This window comes from Nonomuraea sp. NPDC001699, assembly GCF_053596455.1.
On the sequence record NZ_JBSFGF010000005.1, the window covers coordinates 215,783 to 232,888 of the forward strand.

Annotated in this window: 5 protein-coding genes; 1 reads left to right on the forward strand and 4 read right to left on the reverse strand. The window is 71.6% G+C overall.

Annotation, left to right across the window (positions count from 1 at the left end):
• Nucleotides 1–136 precede the first annotated feature (136 nt).
• The 3 genes from ACWCSU_RS17630 to ACWCSU_RS17640 all read right to left on the reverse strand — a co-directional run bounded on the left by ACWCSU_RS17630 (nucleotide 137) and on the right by ACWCSU_RS17640 (nucleotide 15,525).
• Nucleotides 137–13,276 (reverse strand): hemopexin repeat-containing protein, encoded by a 13,140-nt coding sequence (locus ACWCSU_RS17630; protein WP_449936037.1) that lies wholly within the window; start codon nucleotides 13,274–13,276, stop codon nucleotides 137–139.
• A gap of 158 nt (nucleotides 13,277–13,434) precedes the next feature.
• Complete coding sequence (locus ACWCSU_RS17635; RefSeq protein WP_357702169.1) at nucleotides 13,435–14,544, reverse strand: serine hydrolase domain-containing protein; 1,110 nt, start codon at nucleotides 14,542–14,544, stop codon at nucleotides 13,435–13,437.
• Between the two features lie 132 nt (nucleotides 14,545–14,676).
• Entirely contained in the window at nucleotides 14,677–15,525 is an 849-nt protein-coding gene (locus ACWCSU_RS17640; protein WP_357702167.1) for a helix-turn-helix transcriptional regulator, read from the reverse strand.
• A gap of 104 nt (nucleotides 15,526–15,629) precedes the next feature.
• On the opposite strand from ACWCSU_RS17640, the gene ACWCSU_RS17645 reads away from it, so the two are divergent.
• Nucleotides 15,630–16,403 (forward strand): alpha/beta fold hydrolase, encoded by a 774-nt coding sequence (locus ACWCSU_RS17645; protein WP_449936039.1) that lies wholly within the window; start codon nucleotides 15,630–15,632, stop codon nucleotides 16,401–16,403.
• A gap of 74 nt (nucleotides 16,404–16,477) precedes the next feature.
• Here the strand turns inward: ACWCSU_RS17645 and ACWCSU_RS17650 are convergent, their stop codons facing one another.
• Nucleotides 16,478–16,987, reverse strand: coding sequence for an RICIN domain-containing protein (locus ACWCSU_RS17650; protein ID WP_364084006.1), 510 nt, complete (start codon nucleotides 16,985–16,987; stop codon nucleotides 16,478–16,480).
• Nucleotides 16,988–17,106: the final 119 nt, after the last annotated feature.

Genomic DNA, 17,106 nt, shown 5'->3' on the forward strand with positions numbered 1-17,106 from the left:
TGCGCGCCTTCCATTAAAAAGGAAACCTTCCTAAGAGTTAGACGATTTCCCCGGAGCGCGCAAGGGCCCCTGTCAAGGACGCGGGACGCCCGGCGCGGACGTCCCGCCTCCCCTCCTCAACGCTCACCCCGGACGGTCACCGGACGCCGGCGCGGTAGGTCAGGACCAGGCCGACGCCGCCGAGGGTCGTCCGGTCGCCCTCCGCGGCGAGCGGCCACCCCGGCCCGCCCACCAGCAGGCCGGGGGTGGGCAGCAGCTTGCCGTCGTCGAGCGCCAGCCGCCGGTCGCCGTTGATCAGCAGCCGCGCGGACGTCCCCGGCGGGTACGCCGCGTAGACGCCGGTGATCTGCCGCCCGATCATGCCCGGGAACATGCCGGCCGTGAACGGCAGCGTCAGGACGTCCTCGGAGCCCTCCGTGAACGCCGCCCACCGCTCGGGGAACTCGGTGGCGACGTCCACGAACCGGGCCGCCGGGTACGGCTTGAGCATGCCCTTCACCGCGTTGGCGAACAGCTCGCCCCCTTGCTCGGCGGCGTACTTGACGGTGATCGTCACGTCCCGCAGGGCGGGCGCGCCGCCGGCCGGGAGCTCCAGCCGCCACCGGGACACCGCGCCCGTGCCCTCGAAGGGCAGGTAGCGGTCGTCGTCGAAGCGCAGCTCGAACAGGCCGTTGTTGTCCTTGTACTCCTCCAGGTCCGACAGCGCGATCTGCTGCCCGGCCCGCCAGTTGGCCCGCAGCGTGCCGGGCATCTGGCCCTTCGGGTCGATCAGGTACTTGACGGCCTTGGGGTCGGGGCTGAGCACGATCTTGCTGTCGAGCTGCGTGAGCGTGGCGTTGAGCCCGATCGGCGCCTGTGCCCCCTCGAAGGTGACCGACAACGTCCTGATGCGCCGCCGGTAGTGCCCCGGGAAGTCGCGGTCGAACAGCGGCTCGGTGAGCGCGAACTCGCACCGCCCGGTCGTGCGCAGGTTCAGCGCGGCCAGCGGGTCGAGGGCCAGCAGCGACACCTTCTTGGTGATCTCCAGGCCGCGTGCGTCGCTCTCCAGGTACGCCTGGCCGAGCCGTTCCAGGTCGACCGACAGGCTCTCGCCCGCCAGCAGCCCGTTGCGCCGGCTCTCCCAGTACGCCGGCCGGATGTGGTCGGCCTCGCCCTCCGGCACGCCGCGTTCGTACTGGAAGGCCCGCTGCGCGGCACGTGCCATCTCGTAGGCCAGGTTGTACGTCTGGAAGTACATCCCGGACAACCGCCCCGACATCCACTGGTAGAGCTGCGCGTTGGCGAACTTGTTCGTCATGAACGCGCCGACCGCCTCGGTGTCGGCGATCTCCTGCCTGAGCACCTCCAGCTCCCGCTGGGCCACCTTGACCTGGAGCTCGGCGCCGGCCACCTGGTGGTCGAGCTGCGCCACGTCCGCCCGCGCGACCGCGAGCTGGAAGGCCCAGTCCTGGGCCATGCGCTCCTGCTCGGCCCGGACGCCGAACAGCTCGCCGAGCACGCTGAGCCCCTCCGCCGTGGTCGTCGCGACGTCGGCGCCGGTGTTCAGCGCGTCGGCGACCTGGATGCCGCCCTCCTCGGTACCGATGATGAACGGGCCGATCAGGACCTGCGGCAGGGCGGCGGCGACCGCCGCGCCGACCTTGAGCCCCGCCCCCACGAAGTGCGCGACCGCGGCCCTGGTCATGACGTCGATCTGGGCCTCCTGGAGCGGGGACATGCCGCCGGCGATCAGGCCCTCGTAGTAGCGCGCCCGCTCCTCGGCGCTCTTCCGGCCCACCTGGAGTTCGAGAAGGCCCTCGGTGGCGATCTGGACCTGCGCCTCCTTGATCGCGCGGGTGAGCCCGAGGATCGTGCCCTCCTGCCTGTTCTGCAGCAGCGCCAGCTCCTCGGCGTCGCGCCGCTCCAGCACGTTGAGCAGGTCGCCGGCGAACTGCCGCAGCTTGTCCACCAGCTCCTGCGCCCTGCGGAAGGTGAAGGAGAACCGGTAGTGCGGCACCGGCACGGCGGCGGCCAGGGCGAGCTGGTCGGGCGAAGCCCCGCCGGCCACGCCCCTGACCAGCGCCATCACGTCGGCGGGCGGCTCGAACAACGGCACGGGACGGCTGATCCCCATGATGTCGAGCGAGGCCCTGATCTTGCGCAGCCGGTCCTCGACCCGGGTCCAGTAGTCCAGGAACACGCTGTTGCCCGGGACGTGGAAGTAGGGGTTGCCGATGCCGCCGTGCACCTCGCCCGGCCCCTTCAGCAGCGCCCCGCCCGCCGTCAGCTCGGCGAGGACGCCGTTCCCGGCAGGCAGGGACGGCTCGGCGGCGGTCAGCTCCTCGTAGCTGCGCGCCGGCGTGACCGCCCGCGGCCCGAGGTCCTCCGGCCGCGGACCGAGCAGGTCGTGGGCGAAGATGTAGAGCATCCTGGCCTCGTCCAGGCTCTCACCGGTGTACTGGCGGAAGAGCATGTCGCCCCAGTCGAGCAGGTTGTCGACGTAGGCCATCACGACCGCCCGCCGGTGGGCCGCCGGACGCAGGTCCGCGATGGCGTGCGGGTCGAACGGGTCGTCCATGTACGTCCGGATCATCGTGTCCCAGTCGCCCGCCAGGTCGTACTGGCGGCGCAGCCGGCCGATCATGGCGACCTTCTCGCCGAGGCCGTCCAGCGCGCGGCGGGCCCGTGCCGGGACACCGGTGGCGGCCAGCGCGCGCTCGACCTCCCGCAGCCCGTCCGAGGCGAGTCCGGTCAGGTAGCCCTCCTCGTCCGCGGACAGGTCGTGCGCCTGGTACGCCGGGGCCAGCGCCTCCAGCGCGCGCAGGATCGGGTTCAGCGCCCCGGCCACCTTGTCGGCCTCCGCGCCGATCTCCCGCAGGTCCTCGCGGCAGCCGGTGACCAGCGCCTTGACGTCCGCCGACAGGAACGGCAGGAACCGCCAGTACCGCGGCTGGGTGGGGTCGAAGACGTACTCGTACCAGGTGCGGGCCTCGTCGAAGCGCTGGGCGCCGTTGAGCGCCTGGGCGATGAGCACGGTGGCGTGGAAGAAGACCTCCCAGTAGTAGATGCCGTTGCCGCTCTGGAAGTCCAGGTGCGAGCTGGTCGGGTAGCCCTGCGCGACCACCTGCGGGCCGACCTTGATCGTGGTCGGCCCGGAGACGGTCTCGCTGAAGGCGGGCAGCTCGTCGATCTCCTGGGTGCGCGGCGCGAGCAGCTCGGCCACCCCGCCGGTCAGCAGCGCCTTGTTCAGCCGGTACGCCGTGCTCGACGTGAGCCGGACGATCTCGTGCGGCAGCGAGGCGACCTCGTAGGGGCGCTCGGGGGCGTACCTGACGTACTCGGCGCCGAGGAACAGGAAGAGGTCCCGGCTGTCCAGGACGCCGGTCAGCCGGGCCTGCCAGCCGTCGGGCAGCCCGCCCCAGTTGCCGGCGACCGGGGAGAAGACCAGGTCGTCGCCCAGCTCCCGCCCCGGCTCGAGGACGGCGTAGTCGGTGCCGGACAGGACGTACCGGCGGCCGGCGCGGGTGAAGACGGCCCGGACCGCCTGGTCCATGGGCTTGGGGTAGCCGCGGTCGGCCACGTCGGGGATCGTGCCGCCGTTCAGCGTGTAGCGGACGTACTCCAGGCCCCTGGCCAGGTACAGCCGGCCGCCCGCCACGTAGGCCGCGTCCACGCCCTTCCGGGTGACCAGCGTCCCGACCTTGCCCAGGTCCCTGGTCGGGTACGGGCCGCTCTGCGTGTACTCCTTGCGGTCCTTGGAGGTGATGGAGACGTACGTCCTGGCCGCGTTGTCGAAGAACCAGGCGCCCTCGCCGAGCACGAAGGCGGCCCCGACCCGGCCGGACTGCGGCAGGCCGTCGGTGTTCTTGGCCAGCGGGCGCGGATACCCCTTGTCCAGGTCGCCGTCCGGGGAGAAGCGGAAGTACTGGTCGCCGGAGAAGACGAACGCCTTCTCGCGCAGCAGGATCGTGTCCACCCTGGCCCCGCCGGGCGGCGTCCAGGGCAGCTTGCGCGGCGTGTCCAGCGAGGACGAGTCGACGTAGCCGAGGTCGCGGGAGAAGAAGTACTCCTTGCCGTCGGGCAGCGTCCCGGCCGCGTCCACCTTCGGCCAGCCGGGCAGGCGCTCGTCGTTGGTGGCGATTTGCTTCGGGTAGCCCTCGTCCGGCAGGCCGAACGGCGGGCCCGAGTAGCGGTAGTAGACGGGCCCGGCGAACAGGTACGTCTGCCCGCCGCGCACCAGGGCCGCGTCCACGACGCCCGACTCGTACAGCTGGGTGGACACGTGGCCCCAGCGGCCGGCGACCGGCAGCCTGCTCAGCCGGGTGGCGTCCGGGCGGTCGGGGCCGACCTCGACGTAGAAGCGGTTGGCGTTGTTGAAGAAGTAGCGGGTGCCGTCGGGCAGCTCGAACGCGGCGTCGATCGGGTTCCAGCCGGTGGGCAGCCTGTCGGTGTTCGCACTGAGCGGCTGAGGTCTGACGTCGCCGCCGGGCGGGCTGACCGGACGGCACAGGAAGCTGCCGCCCTTGTGGTCCACGCTCAGCCAGGCGCCGCTTTCGAGCTCTTCGTGCGCCGGCATCGTGAGCCGCACGACCTTGGACTCCTCGACCGGCTCGTCGAAGATCCGGTCCAGCCGGGAGGCCCGCAGCGGCTCGGGCACGCCCTCCACGCGGACGGCGTACAGCTCGGGGGTGAGCGCGAAGGAGGAGTGGGTCTCCTTGCCGTCCACCTTGGAGAAGCAGGTGATCACGATCGAGTCGTGCGCGTCGGCGCTCTCGCCGGGCACTGTGGTGGGCACTGTGGCGGACGCCTGGACGTAGAGGCGCACGTCCGTGATCGGCGCGTCCCGCCGCTCCTCGACCGGGAGCACCTGGGCGGCCACCCACTCGTGGTTGAGGTTGCGGAAGGAGTAGGAGATCCGTACCCGATGCGCCGGCGGCGGCGCGGTGACCTCCTGCGTCTCGCCCGTCCGCTTGGCGGTGATCTTGGTCCCGGACGGGTCCTCCGGCGTGACCGTCTCGACGACCGGCCAGAACACGAACACCCGGCCGAACGCGTGCACCGGGTACACCCGCTCGGACTCGATCTGCACGTCCGCCTTGAGCCACGGCTCCCAGGTGGCCGACAGCTTCGCGCCGTCCCTGAACTCGGCCTCTCGGCAGTAGTAGCGCCGCGGCTCGGTCCTGGTCCTGCCGAACAGGACCAGCCGCCGGACGCCCGCGTCCGCGCCGTCCTCGGCGTAGACGTAGCCGCCCGCGACGGCCAGCCTGGAGACCTCGGTGTACTCGTCGAGGTAGCGCTTGTAGGCGCGCTCGACCTTGTCCCGGGTGATCTCGCCCTGGAGCAGGTCGTCCTCCAGGGCCTCGAAGGCGGGGGTCTTCGCGGTGCGCAGCTCGGGGCGCAGGTAGTTCTCGGGGTAGAGGAAGACCTTCCTGTTGGCCTCCCAGACGCGGTAGTTCCGCATCCAGGCCCACCAGGTCTTCAGCCGTTGCCGGAGCCCGTCCGGGTCGTCGCCGTCGCGCGGGGTGACCTGTTCCAGGCCGAGCAGGTAGCGGTGCAGGTAGAGCTGGGCCGCCGCGATGGCCTCGCGCACGCGGGAGGTGCGGCCCTGGCCGCCCGTCTCCACGTCGATCAGGAAACGGTCGTAGAGGTCCTGCGGGGTTCCGGCCCCGGCCGCGACCGTGACCAGGGCGTCGCGTTTGAGCACGTTGAGCTCGTCGTGGATCGCCGCCGACAGCGCCGTCCACTCCTCCGGGCCGTGCAGGTGCTCGACGAGGCCGTACAGGGCCGTGGCGGCCGCGTCCAGGTCGCCGCCGAACGCGTTGCGCCAGACGTCGGCGTACAGCGTGGACGGCGCGCCGCCCAGCCGGTCGGTGACCGCGAACAGGTCGACCAGCCTGAGCAGGAACTCGACCTCGAAGCGCTCCTCCTCGGGGGTGACGGGCGTGAGCAGCGCCGCGTTGCGCCTGGCCCACCTGATCTCGTCGGGGTCCCAGCCGAACAGCTCGGCCAGGCGGCGGTACGGGTCCTCCACCGAGGCCGGGCCGTCCAGCAGGAACGCGGCCAGGCCGTCGGGCCGCGACCGGACGAGGTCCACGAACCTGGTGATCGTGTGCACGTCGCTCAGCCGGTACTCGGCCGTGTCCGACCAGCGGTGGGCGAAGCGCTGCGGGAAGGTGCGGTCCACGGCGTCGTACCCGGCGGAGTAGCGCGCGTACTCGGGGCCCTGGCACAGGTAGGTGCGGCCCTCGAAGACGAAGGCGCCGTCGGGGCCGGTCTCGAAGCGGGCCGGCAGGTCGCCCCAGTCGTCCTTGACCGTACGGGGGTAGCCCTCCTCGACGTGTTCCAGCTCGCCGGGGCGGTAGCGGACGTACTGGCCGGACCTGAAGGCGTACAGCTCGCCGGTGGGGGCGGCGAAGGCGGCGTCCACGACCTTGCCCTCGGCGAAGGCGTTGCGCACCTTGCCCCACTGCTCGGTGATCGGCCGGGGGGCGGCCGTGCCGTCGGCGCGCAGGTACTCCGCGCCCTTGAACAGGTACGTCGTGCCGTCCGGCGTGCGGAAGGCCGCGTCGAGGCCGTCGGCGAACGCGTCGGGCAGGGGCCTGCGGATGCCCAGCTCGTCGGCCAGCGTGCCGTCGATCGTGCGGGGGTAGCCGTCGTCGGCGAACTCGTACTCGGTGCCGGTGTAACGCAGGTACTGGTCGCCGCAGAACAGGTACGTGTACGGGCCATTGACCAGGGTCGCGTCCACCTTCTCCCGCTCGGCGACGGTGTTCCTGACCAGGCCGAGCGCCGCCAGCTCCACGACCCCGGCCGCCGCCCGGGAGACGACGTGGCAGATGCCGCCGGCCAGGACGTGCACCGTCCGGTCGTTGCCCACGACGGCGTCGATCATCCGCGTCCCCACCCGGTCCTGCATGGCGTCGTCGAACGACTCCGGCAGGTTGGCGAACGCCTCCTCGTGCCGCAGGTTGCCGATGATCTTCTTGGGGTAGCCGGGATCGACGTAGCGGTACTCCGGGCCGCTGTAACGCACGTAGTGGTCGCCCGAGAACAGGAACGTCGTCTCGCCCCGGTGCACGTAGGCGGCGTCCACCCGGGCGGTGGCGTCGTCGGCGACGAACGGGTTGGGCAACCTGCCCCACCGCTCGCGGACGGCTTCCAGCGGCCCGAAGGCCCGGTCGGCGTACCTGGCGTACCGCTCGGCGAAGAAGAAGTACGTGGAGCCGTCCGGCGCGGTGAAGGCCGTGCGCAGGGCGTCGCCCGGCTCCAGGCCGTGGCCGAACCCGCGCCAGACGCGCTCGGCGGGCCGCGGGTAGGACCATTCGCGGGTCCTCTCGTCGAACTGCACGAACCGCTCGCCGAACAGCAGGAGCATGGTGTCGCCCTCGAACAGCACCGCGTCCGGCACGGGACGGCCGGGCACGCGGTAGGGCTCGGGGACGTCCCAGAAGCTCTCGTCGGCGGTCGCCGGGTAGCCGTCGTCGGGCCGGGTGTAGTCGGCGCCCGAGTAGACGACGTACCGCAGGGCGCCGTCGGCGTCCGGGCGTTCGAACAGGTAGGTCCTGCCCGCCCGCACGTAGGCGAGCGTGACGTTCTCCAGGCCGCCCCAGTGGGCGGCGATCGGGCGCGGCTCGCCGTCGATGGCGGAGTTCACGTCGGTGTAGGCGACGAACTGGTCGCCGCTGAACAGGTACGTCTTCCCGTCCCGGCCAACGAAGGCCGCATCCACCGTGTTGTCCTGATAAATCGTGTTACGTGGTCGTCCCCACTCCTCCGCGAGCGGGTACTCCCTGTTCAGCCGGGTGTTGTAGCAGGACGCCCCCTTGAACAGGTACGCGTGCCCGTCCGCGCCGCTCAGCACCGCGTCGAGCCCCGTCCTGAACTCCTCCGGCACCGTCCGCAGCAGCCGCGGCCTGGCCCGCACCGGGGCGGCCCGCGGCCCCTCCAGCGCCGGACGCCTGCTCCAGCCGTTCGCGTCCTGCGTGAGCACCGTGCCGTCCTCGACGAAGGCGCAGGTGACGCCGCCGATCGCCAGGTCGTCGTAGCGGCGGTACAGGGTGTCGGAGACGACATGGCAGCTCGTGCCGCGGAACAGGTACACGTTGCGGCGGTCGGCGAAGGCCGCGTCCACGCCGTCCAGCGTGACGTCGAGGCCGGCCAGCCGCGGCTCCCGCGACAGGGCCGACAGGGCCCGCGGGTAACCGTCCTGGACGTGGGTGAGGTCGTCGCCCGCGTAGCGGACGTACTGGTCGCCGGAGAACAGATAGGTGTAGCGGCTGGTCACCTCGGCGCCGTCCACGCGCTCGGTCGCGTCCATGACCAGGGCGGCGTCCACACGTCCCGTCCTGGCGATCCGGCTGACCACGTTGCCCCAGAACGTCTGGACGTTCGCCGGGTAACGGTCGTCGATCTCGGTGTAGTCGCCGGTCGAATAGCGGACGTACCGGCCGCCGGAGAACACGTACGTCCTGCCGTCCTTGCCGACGAAGGCCGCGTCCACCCTGCCGAACGGAAGGCTGTCCCAGTGCTCGGCCAGCGTGCGCGGCTCCGACCACCAGCGGTGCCTGCTGTCGAACACGACGAACCGGTCACCGGAGAACAGGTACGTCCGCCCGTCCGGCCCGGTGAACACCGCGTCGATCACCGCGAAGCGCGGGTCGGCCGCCAGCGTGGCGGGCAGGTTCCACCAGTTGTCGGACACCGGCCTGGGGTAGCCGGCGTCGGGCACGGTGTAGTCCCTGGTGGAGTAGCGGACGTAGAAGTCGCCGCCGTCCGCGTGCGCCTCGATGTGCAGCGGGTCGCTCCTGAGGGTCACCTCGACGCCCTGCTCGGTGCGCACGTGCCACTCCGGGGCGGCGCCGCGCGCCCGCGCGTCCTCGGCGAAGGACAGGCCGTGCTCCAGGAACCGGCGGCGCAGCGCGGGCGACAGCCGCCCGGCGTCCAGCTCGGGCACCTGGGCCAGGGGCAGGTCGAACAGCCGCCCGCCGACGCCGAACAGGTACGTCCCGCCGTCCATGACGAAGGAGGCGTTCACCCGGCGCAGGCCGCCCCAGTCGCCGGCGATGCGGCGCGGGTAGCCGAGGTCCACGACCGAGTAGTCCGCGCCGGAGTACCTGATGTACCGCTCGCCGCTGAACAGGTAGGTCCGGCCGTCGAGCCCGGTCAGCCCCGAGTCCACCACGCCGCCGGGCAGCGCGTCGGCGACCTTGCCCCAGCGCTCGGCCGTCGGTTCCGGCACGCCCACGCCGGAGTCGCCGGCGGCGATCGTCCGGCCGTCCTTGAACAGGTGGACGAGCCCGCCGGAGTCGGTGAAGGCCGCCTCGATCCCCGTCTCGAACTCGCCGGGCAGGCCGCGGAAGCGGGACTCGATCCGTCTCGGGTAGCCGTCGTCCACCCGTACGCCGTCGTTCTCCAGGCTGTCGGAGTAGGCGACCACCTGGTTGCCGCGCAGCAGGTGGACCAGGCCGTCGCCGCCGACGAACGCGCTGTCCACGCGCTCGGCGCCGTCGAAGGCGTTGCGTACGCGTCCCCAGCGGGCGGAGACGGGCTGCTCGCCACGCTCGGTGTCGAGGTGACGGCCGCCGGTGAACAGGTGCGTGCGGCCGTCCCCGTCCTGGAAGGCCGCGTCCAGCGAGGCCCGGAAGTCCGCGGGCAGCGGGGTGTCGTGGCCCTCCGCCGACCACCACTCCGCGAGGCCGCGCGGGTAGCCCTCGTCCACGGCCGAGTAGTCCGAGCCCGAGTAGCGGACGTACTGGTCGCCGCAGAACAAATAGGTCCGGCCGTCCTCGTCCACGAAGGCGCTGTCGATCCGCCCCGGGGCGTCGAAGTTGTTCCTGACCTTGCCCCACACCTGGTCGCGCGGGGCCCAGCGGATGCTGCCGGGCTCCTTGACGTACAGGTGGGAGGCGCCGTCGAGGCCGCGGCCGATGATCCACTCGGCGCCGCCGGGATGCGCGAAGGCGGCGTCCACGCCGGTCAGCTCCGCGAATCTGGGCGCCAGCTCGATCAGCGGCTTCGGCCGGGGGTCAGCCAGTTCGTACGTGGTCCCCGAGTACACCCAGTAGCCGCCGGGCGCGAACAGGTAGATGTTCCCGTCGCCGCTCCTGAGCACGGCGTCGATGGTCTCGACGTTCGGCGGCAGCGCCAGCGGCTCGGGGTACTTTCCGGTCAGGTCCTGGTCCTGGAAGGCGACGGCGACCTCGGTGGGGTCCATGCCGAGCTTCCCGGCCAGCGCCGCGAAGCGCCGGACTCGCCGGTAGACGGCCCGCAGGTGCGGGTCGGCGGGCACGGCGGTGACCTCGCCGCTCTCGTCCCCGGCCGCGAGGACCGGCGGGACCAGCACCTCCAGCGCCTCGGGCAGGCTGCCGGCCACCCCGGCGCAGATCGCCGCGACCGTCGCCTCCGGCACGCCGAACCCGTCGGCGAGCACGGAGGTCAGCGCCGTCTCCTGCGCCCGCGCCCCGCGCTCCAGCGCGGCGGTGATCTCCCTGACCGCCTCCGCGGTCCGCACCGCCACCGGGTGCAGCAGGAAGAAGACGTCCTTGGCGAAGTCCTCCAGGCCCGGCAGCGTGAACTCCAGCGCGTTCCCGACGTTGCGGAAGCGGTCCAGGGCCTCGCGGCGCACCGCGTGCGCGCCGTCGAGGTGCCCGGCCGCGACCAGCATCGCGGCCACCCGCCCCTGCTCCTCCTCGTCGAACCCGAGCTCCCCGAGCGCCTCCATGTCCAGCCTGTACGGCTTCTCGTCCCGTACGCACTCCTCGATCCGGGCCGCCACGACGGCCGTCTCCGCCGCCGTGAACCCGTCGCCCAGCGTCAGGCCGTCCAGGTCGGCGGCCACCCGGCCGTCGCGGAGGTAGGCGCCGTCGAGCGCGTCCAGCACCCGCTGCGCGACGGCCTCGTCCGCGACGTCGGCGAAGTCGTCGGCGGTGAAGGTGTACAGCTCCTCCTCCAGCGCCGCGATCTGCTGCCTGATCGCGTCCAGGACGAACCGCCGGTGCGGGTAGAACTCCGGCGCGAGCGCGAAGTCGTCGATCCTGAGCCCGGCCAGCGCCACTTTGTCCAGGTAGTTCCCGTCCGCGTCCAGGTAGCCGTTGAAGCGCAGGCTCTCGGCCAGCCGGACGGCGTTCAGCCGGCGCCCGGCGAAGATCTCGGGGTCGAGCGCCAGCGGCTCCCGGCCGAACTGCTCGATCCGGGCGCGCAGCTCGTCGAGCACGGCCGGGGCGACGTCGGTCAGGCCGGCGTTCAGCAGGAGGCGGCCGACGTTCTCCTCGTCGGCGAAGAAGCCGGGCGAGGACACCGCGCCGTCGGCGTCGATGTAGCCGTGGTGGATCAGGTTGTCGTACAGCTCGGCCTGCTGCTCCTCCGTCAGGCCGCCGAGCGTGGCCAGGTCCGACGGGTAGAACGACGAGGTGCCGTTCGACACGCTGTTGATCAGCTTGAACAGCGGCTCCCTGAAGGACTCGAAGTCCCGCTCCAGCCGCAGCCCGTGGTCGCTCACCGGCATGTCCTCGGTGACCAGCCGTCCGTCGGCGCGCAGCCGTCCGCAGAAGACGAGCTGGGCGTAGATCTTCCCGGCCGTCCGCTCGCCGAGCCCGAGCCCGGTGAAGTCGTCGGCGACGATCACCCCCAGCCCGGTCACCGCGTCGTACGCGGCCGCCTCGGCCTCGGCCGGGTCGAGCCGGAGCAGCCGGTCGTCCCGGGCCGAGACGACCCCGCGCCCGTGGCCGCCCAGGATGTCGTGGACGGCCTGCGCCGCCCGCTCCCCGAACCGGTCGCCGGCGAACAGGGCGGGCGCGCGGGCGACCGTCCCGAACCGCTGGTTGAGGCTCTCCAGGACGCCGACCTGGTCCGCGTCGTCGCGCGCCGCCGACCGGCCGCCCAGGATCTCGACCAGCTCGCGGCTGCCGAACCCGGCGGCCTGCGTCCAGCGGGCCAGGGCCTGCAACGTCTGCGCCAGCCACAGGCAGGAGCCCGGATCGGCACCCTCCAGGATGCGGTGGCAGTCGCCGGTGCCCGGCTCGACCGTGCCCAGCACGGAGAACGTGGAGTGGCGCAGCACCGACGGGTCGCTCTCCAGGACCTCCATCAGGTCGAACAGCTCGCCGGCCGAGATCCCGAGCGTCGAGACGAACCGCCCGGCCCGCTGGAGCAGCACGATCGCGGGCAGCCCGATCTCGCCCCGGTCGAACGGGCTCGGCTCCAGCGCGTCGTAACGTTCCCGGTAGCGCCGTACGACCTCGGCCAGGTCGCTCTCCGTCGTGCCGATGGAACGTGCCAGCCTGCGCCGGTACTCCTTGTTGTGCGGGGCCATGATGTCGCCCGAGACGCGCGGCAGGTCCTCCAGCCCGGCCGGGCGGATCGGCACGACGAGCCCGCACACGTCGTCGACGGCGAGGTCGTGGCCGCGCGCCAGGTGGACCACCACCGCGAGGGTCCGCAGCGCGGCCGCGTCCAGGACGCCGCCGCAGCAGGAGGTGAGCACGCGGTCGAGGTCGGTGGTGCTCAGGCCGGTCCTGCGGGCCAGCCGGACGAGCCTGCTCACCCGGTCGAACCAGTACGGCGGGACCGGCCCCGGCCTGCCGTCCACGACGGTGCCCAGCTTGGCGCCGTCCTCGGACATCGTCACCGGTGCGCCGCCGAGGTTGACGAAGAACTTCGCCGGCGGCCGGTCCGGGTCCTCCGCCTGCACGAGCAGTTCCCGCAGCTCCAGCGCGGTCAGCCCGGTGGCCTCGCGGAAGCGCCCGACGTTCTCCAGCACGTTCAGCCGGTCCTGGTCCGGCAGCCCGTAGAGGCGTTTGACCTGCGTCTCGCTCGTCGCGGCCGTCGTCGCGTTGGTGACGTCCTCCGGGGACAGGCCGAGATACAGCCGGGCCACCGTGCCGGGGTCGGCGTCCGGGGCGAAGAGGCGGTAGAGCTCGTCCGGGCCCAGCCGCAACCGGCCCAGGTGGTTCCTGAACCGCTCCTCCCGCAGCGAGAACGGCATCGAGAACGGGAAGGCCAGCCCGCGCATCACCTCGTACGGGTCCTGCCCGACGAGCTTCTCCAACACCTCCACGACGATGTCGAGGTAGGGCGACTCCGTGAACGTGTTCTCGGCGTCGAGCAGGATCTTCCGCAGATCCGGCCGGCGCTCCCGGTCGAGCAGGGACGGCTGCCGGAAGACGTTCTCGATGAGCCCCAGCAGGTCCACGAGGTAGGCGCCCGGCGAGAACACCGTACGGGCCTCGTCCTCCTGCCGGTGGTCGAGTTCGACGTCGAACAGCTGCTCGTAGTTCGGTATGGATTCGCCCCTGGCCACGTGTCCTCCTCTGAGGAGCTCCTGTGTTCCCGCCGGTCCTCGGACTCAGAGGCACGCGACCCTCCAGGAATACGCCTGCCGGGCGGCAGGTCCACCTCCGTGTCCGGAACCGGACAGTCGATCACCTGCCACCCGGGCTTGGGGGCGTCCTCGGGGGTCTAGTCGGCCGCTCCCCCGCCGAAGACCTCCTCGACCAGCCGCTGCACGGCCGTCTGGAACGCCGCCGCCTGGGACATCGCGGCGTCGTCCACGTAGGTCACCGAGGCGGTCAGGGTCGTGCCGCCGTCGGGCGTGCTGTACATCAGCGCCGCCGAGCCCGCGATGCCGCCGTTGTGGGTGATGACGGTGCCGCCTCCGGTCCCCGTGTCCTGGACGAACAGCCCCAGGCCGTAGCCGACCTTGGGGTGGACGTCGCGCATCTCGGCCAGCAGGTGGGACGGCAGCAGCCTGCCGCCCAGCAGGCCGGAGATGAAGGCGTGCAGGTCCTTGGTGGTCGAGATCATGTCGCCGCCGGTGGAGATCCAGGAGGGGTTCTGGCGGGTGACGTCGACCGTCTTCTCCTGGCCGTCCTCCTCGTACCGGTAGTAGGCGTGGGCGTGCGGCCCGGCGATCTCCGTGTCGGTGCCCGGCACGACGGTGTCCTTCAGCCCGAGCGGCTCCAGGACGCGCCGCCGCATCTCCTCGGCGAACGGCCGGCCGGTGACCTTCTCGATCAGCAGCCTGACCAGCACGTAGTTGGTGTTGGAGTAGCTCCAGTCCGTCCCCGGCTCGAAGCGGGCGGGCTTGGACAGCGCGAGCCGTACCAGCTCCTCCGGCTGGTAGGTCCTGAAGCGGTCGTCCACCCACTCCTTGCCCGACCAGACGATGCCCGGCACGACGGTCCCGTCCTCGTAGTACTCGCCGGTGAAGTTGAACACGCCGCTGGTGTGCTGGAGCAGCATCCGCACGGTGATCCGGCGGTCCAGGCCGTACTCGGGCAGGTGGTCGTCCACGAGGTCGTCCAGCGCGATCGTGCCGTCGGCCACGAGGCTCAGGGCGAGGGCGGCGGTGAAGGTCTTGGTGACGCTGCCGACCCGGAACCGACCATTCGTGGGCGGCTCGGCGAGATCGCCCAGCTCGCGCACCCCCGCGCTGCCGACCCACTCACCCCGCTCGTCGTTCACGCGCAACTGCATCCCGACAAAGCCGGAGTCCACGATCTCCTGGATGATCTTCTGCAGCTCCGGGCGCTCGGCCTGGCTGTTCACGGAAACGCCGTCGTTCGTCATGATTTATACGCCTTTCAGAGCTGTCGGGCCGCAATCCCCGAACCGGTGATGAACCAACCATCCCGGACCGCCCTGACGCCGGACCGTCATCGCCCTGACATGCGCGCTGACATGGCATTTTCCGGGCGGCGGCTAGCGATGGCTCCGGTGCGCGGTCTCCGGACCCACCACCCGCAGCAGCTCCAACGCCTCGAACGTCTTCGACCCCGGCGGCGGCGCGAAGATCAGCAGCCGCTGGTCCTCGTCCGGGGCCAGCAGCACCTCGTAGTCGAACTCCATCGCGCCGATGGCCGGATGCCGGATCCGCATGCGGCTGCTGCGGCGTACCGCGACCTCGTGACGCTCCCACAGCGAGACGAACTCCGGGCTGGCCCGGCGCAGACGCTCGACCAGCGCCCGGGCCGGCTCGTCGTTGCCACGGCGGACCACCGCCGCGCGCAGGTCGGCCACGTGCACACGGGAGCGCTCGGCGTGCTCCTCCTCCGGATACGCCTCGCGCCTGAGCGGATCGCTGAACCAGCGCCACACGATGTTGCGGTCGGGCTGCTCGACCGTGCAACTGCACCCGAACAACGACTCGGCCATGGCGTTCTGCGCCAGCACGTCACCGAGGTCGCTCAGCACCTGCGCCGGGGTGCCGACGAGGCGGTCGAGCAGGTAGAGCAGGCTCGGCTTGACGTGCTCGCCCGCCCGCGGCCCGGCCGGTGGACGGTGCCCGGCCAGCAGGTAGAGGTGGTCGCGTTCGTCGCCCGTCAGCCGCAGCGCCCGCGCCAGCGCGCCCAGCAACTGGGTGGACGGCTGCGGGCTGCGTGCCTGCTCCAACCGCATCAGGTAGTCGGCCGACATGCCCGCGAGCTGAGCCACCTCCTCCCGCCGCAGCCCAGGGGTACGGCGGCGCGGCCCCGACGGCAGCCCCACCTCGCCGGGCAGCAGCCGCTCCCGCGAGCGGCGAAGGAAATCGGCAAGCTCCTCGCGATCCATGCACCCCATCCTGCAACATCACGAAATATCGCAGTCTAGGACTCCTTGTCCTAGGGAGTCCGGTCCGCTCCTCATCCGGCACGCCGGCTGGCACGGTGACGTCCATGACCCACCACCTGACCGTCTCCGGAACCCGCGTCGCCTACCGCACCCTCGGCGACGGCCCCGCCCTGGTGCTCCTGCACGGCACCGGCCCGGGGTCGGTGACCTGGGACGGCGTCGCCGGCCACTTCACCGACCGCAACACCGTGATCCTCCCGGACCTCGGCGGCAGCGACCTCGCCGAGGACGACGGCGCCCCCCTGACCGTCGAGGGCCTGACCCGGCAGCTCGCAGCCGTCATCGAGCACTCCGGCAAGGCGCCCGTGGACCTGCTCGGCTTCTCCCTGGGCGCGGTGGTCGCGCTGTCCCTCGCCGCCACCCGTCCCGAACTGGTCCGCCGCCTGATCCCGATCTCAGGCTGGGCCCACACCGAGGACGCCTACCTCCGCACCGCCCTGCAGATCTGGCTGAGCCTGGCCGGCACCCCGGACGCCTTCGCCCGCTTCTCCATGCTGACCGCCTTCAGCCGCCGCCACCTCAACTCCCTCAGCCCCGAGGACCTGGAGAGCCGGGCGACGTACTTCCAGCCGCACCCCGGCCGCCTGCGCCAGATCGACCTCGGCCGCCGCGTGGACCTGCGCCACCTGCTCCCCCGCATCCAGGCCCCCACGCTGGTCGTCGGCGCCGCCCATGACGGCCTGATCCCGGTGGAGAACTCCCGCGAGCTCCACGCCGCCATCCCCGGCAGCTCCTACCTCGAACTCGACACCGGCCACGTCTCCAGCGCCGAACGCCTCGACGACTTCGTCAAGCTCGTCCGCGACTTCACCGCCTGACCCGGTTCCCCCGACGAAGACAGCGGGGGCCGGTCCGCACGCGCAGACCCAGCCCCCGCCGCCGACCCGTTCGCTCAGGCCAGCGTGTCCTTGATCTTGATCTGACCGCCGTCGATCACGAACCTCTGGTTGTCGTTGCCGGCCTGACACTCCCACTGGTAGATCCGGACCCCGTTGCCGCGGTCGTTGGTGACGTCGATGCACTTCGGCCGCGACGTCCCCAGCGTGTCCTTGATCTTGATCTGGCCCCCGTCGATCACGAACCTCTGGTTGTCGTTGTTGGCCTGGCACTCCCACTGGTAGATCCGGACCCCGTTGCCGCGGTGGTTGGTGGCGTCCACACACATCGGCCGCGACGTCCCCAGCGTGTCCTTGATCTTGATCTGGCCTCCGTCGATCACGAACTTCTGGTTGTTGTTGCCGGACTGACATTCCCATTGGTAGATCCGGACCCCGTTGCCGCGATCGTTGGTGACGTCGATGCACAAGGGGTTCGGAGCGGAGGCCGCGGCAGGCAGGACGAGACCCGCACTGACGGTGGTGACGAGAACGGCTCCGGACAGAAGACGGCGAACAAGCAGCATGATTGTCCCTCCGAGGGTGCGTTGAACAGGGCTAGAGCACCATGCCGCAACTCACCGTGTTGGATCAATCACCTTCCGTTGACAGTCTCCTATCCCCGCTCAACCAGGGAGCCGCCCAG

Excerpts from the sequence above, each read along its gene's own strand:
- ACWCSU_RS17635 (WP_357702169.1), bottom strand. The coding sequence starts at position 14,544 with ATGACGAACGACGGCGTTTCCGTGAACAGCCAGGCCGAGCGCCCGGAG.
- ACWCSU_RS17640 (WP_357702167.1), bottom strand. The coding sequence starts at position 15,525 with ATGGATCGCGAGGAGCTTGCCGATTTCCTTCGCCGCTCGCGGGAGCGG.
- ACWCSU_RS17645 (WP_449936039.1), top strand. The coding sequence starts at position 15,630 with ATGACCCACCACCTGACCGTCTCCGGAACCCGCGTCGCCTACCGCACC.
- ACWCSU_RS17650 (WP_364084006.1), bottom strand. The coding sequence starts at position 16,987 with ATGCTGCTTGTTCGCCGTCTTCTGTCCGGAGCCGTTCTCGTCACCACC.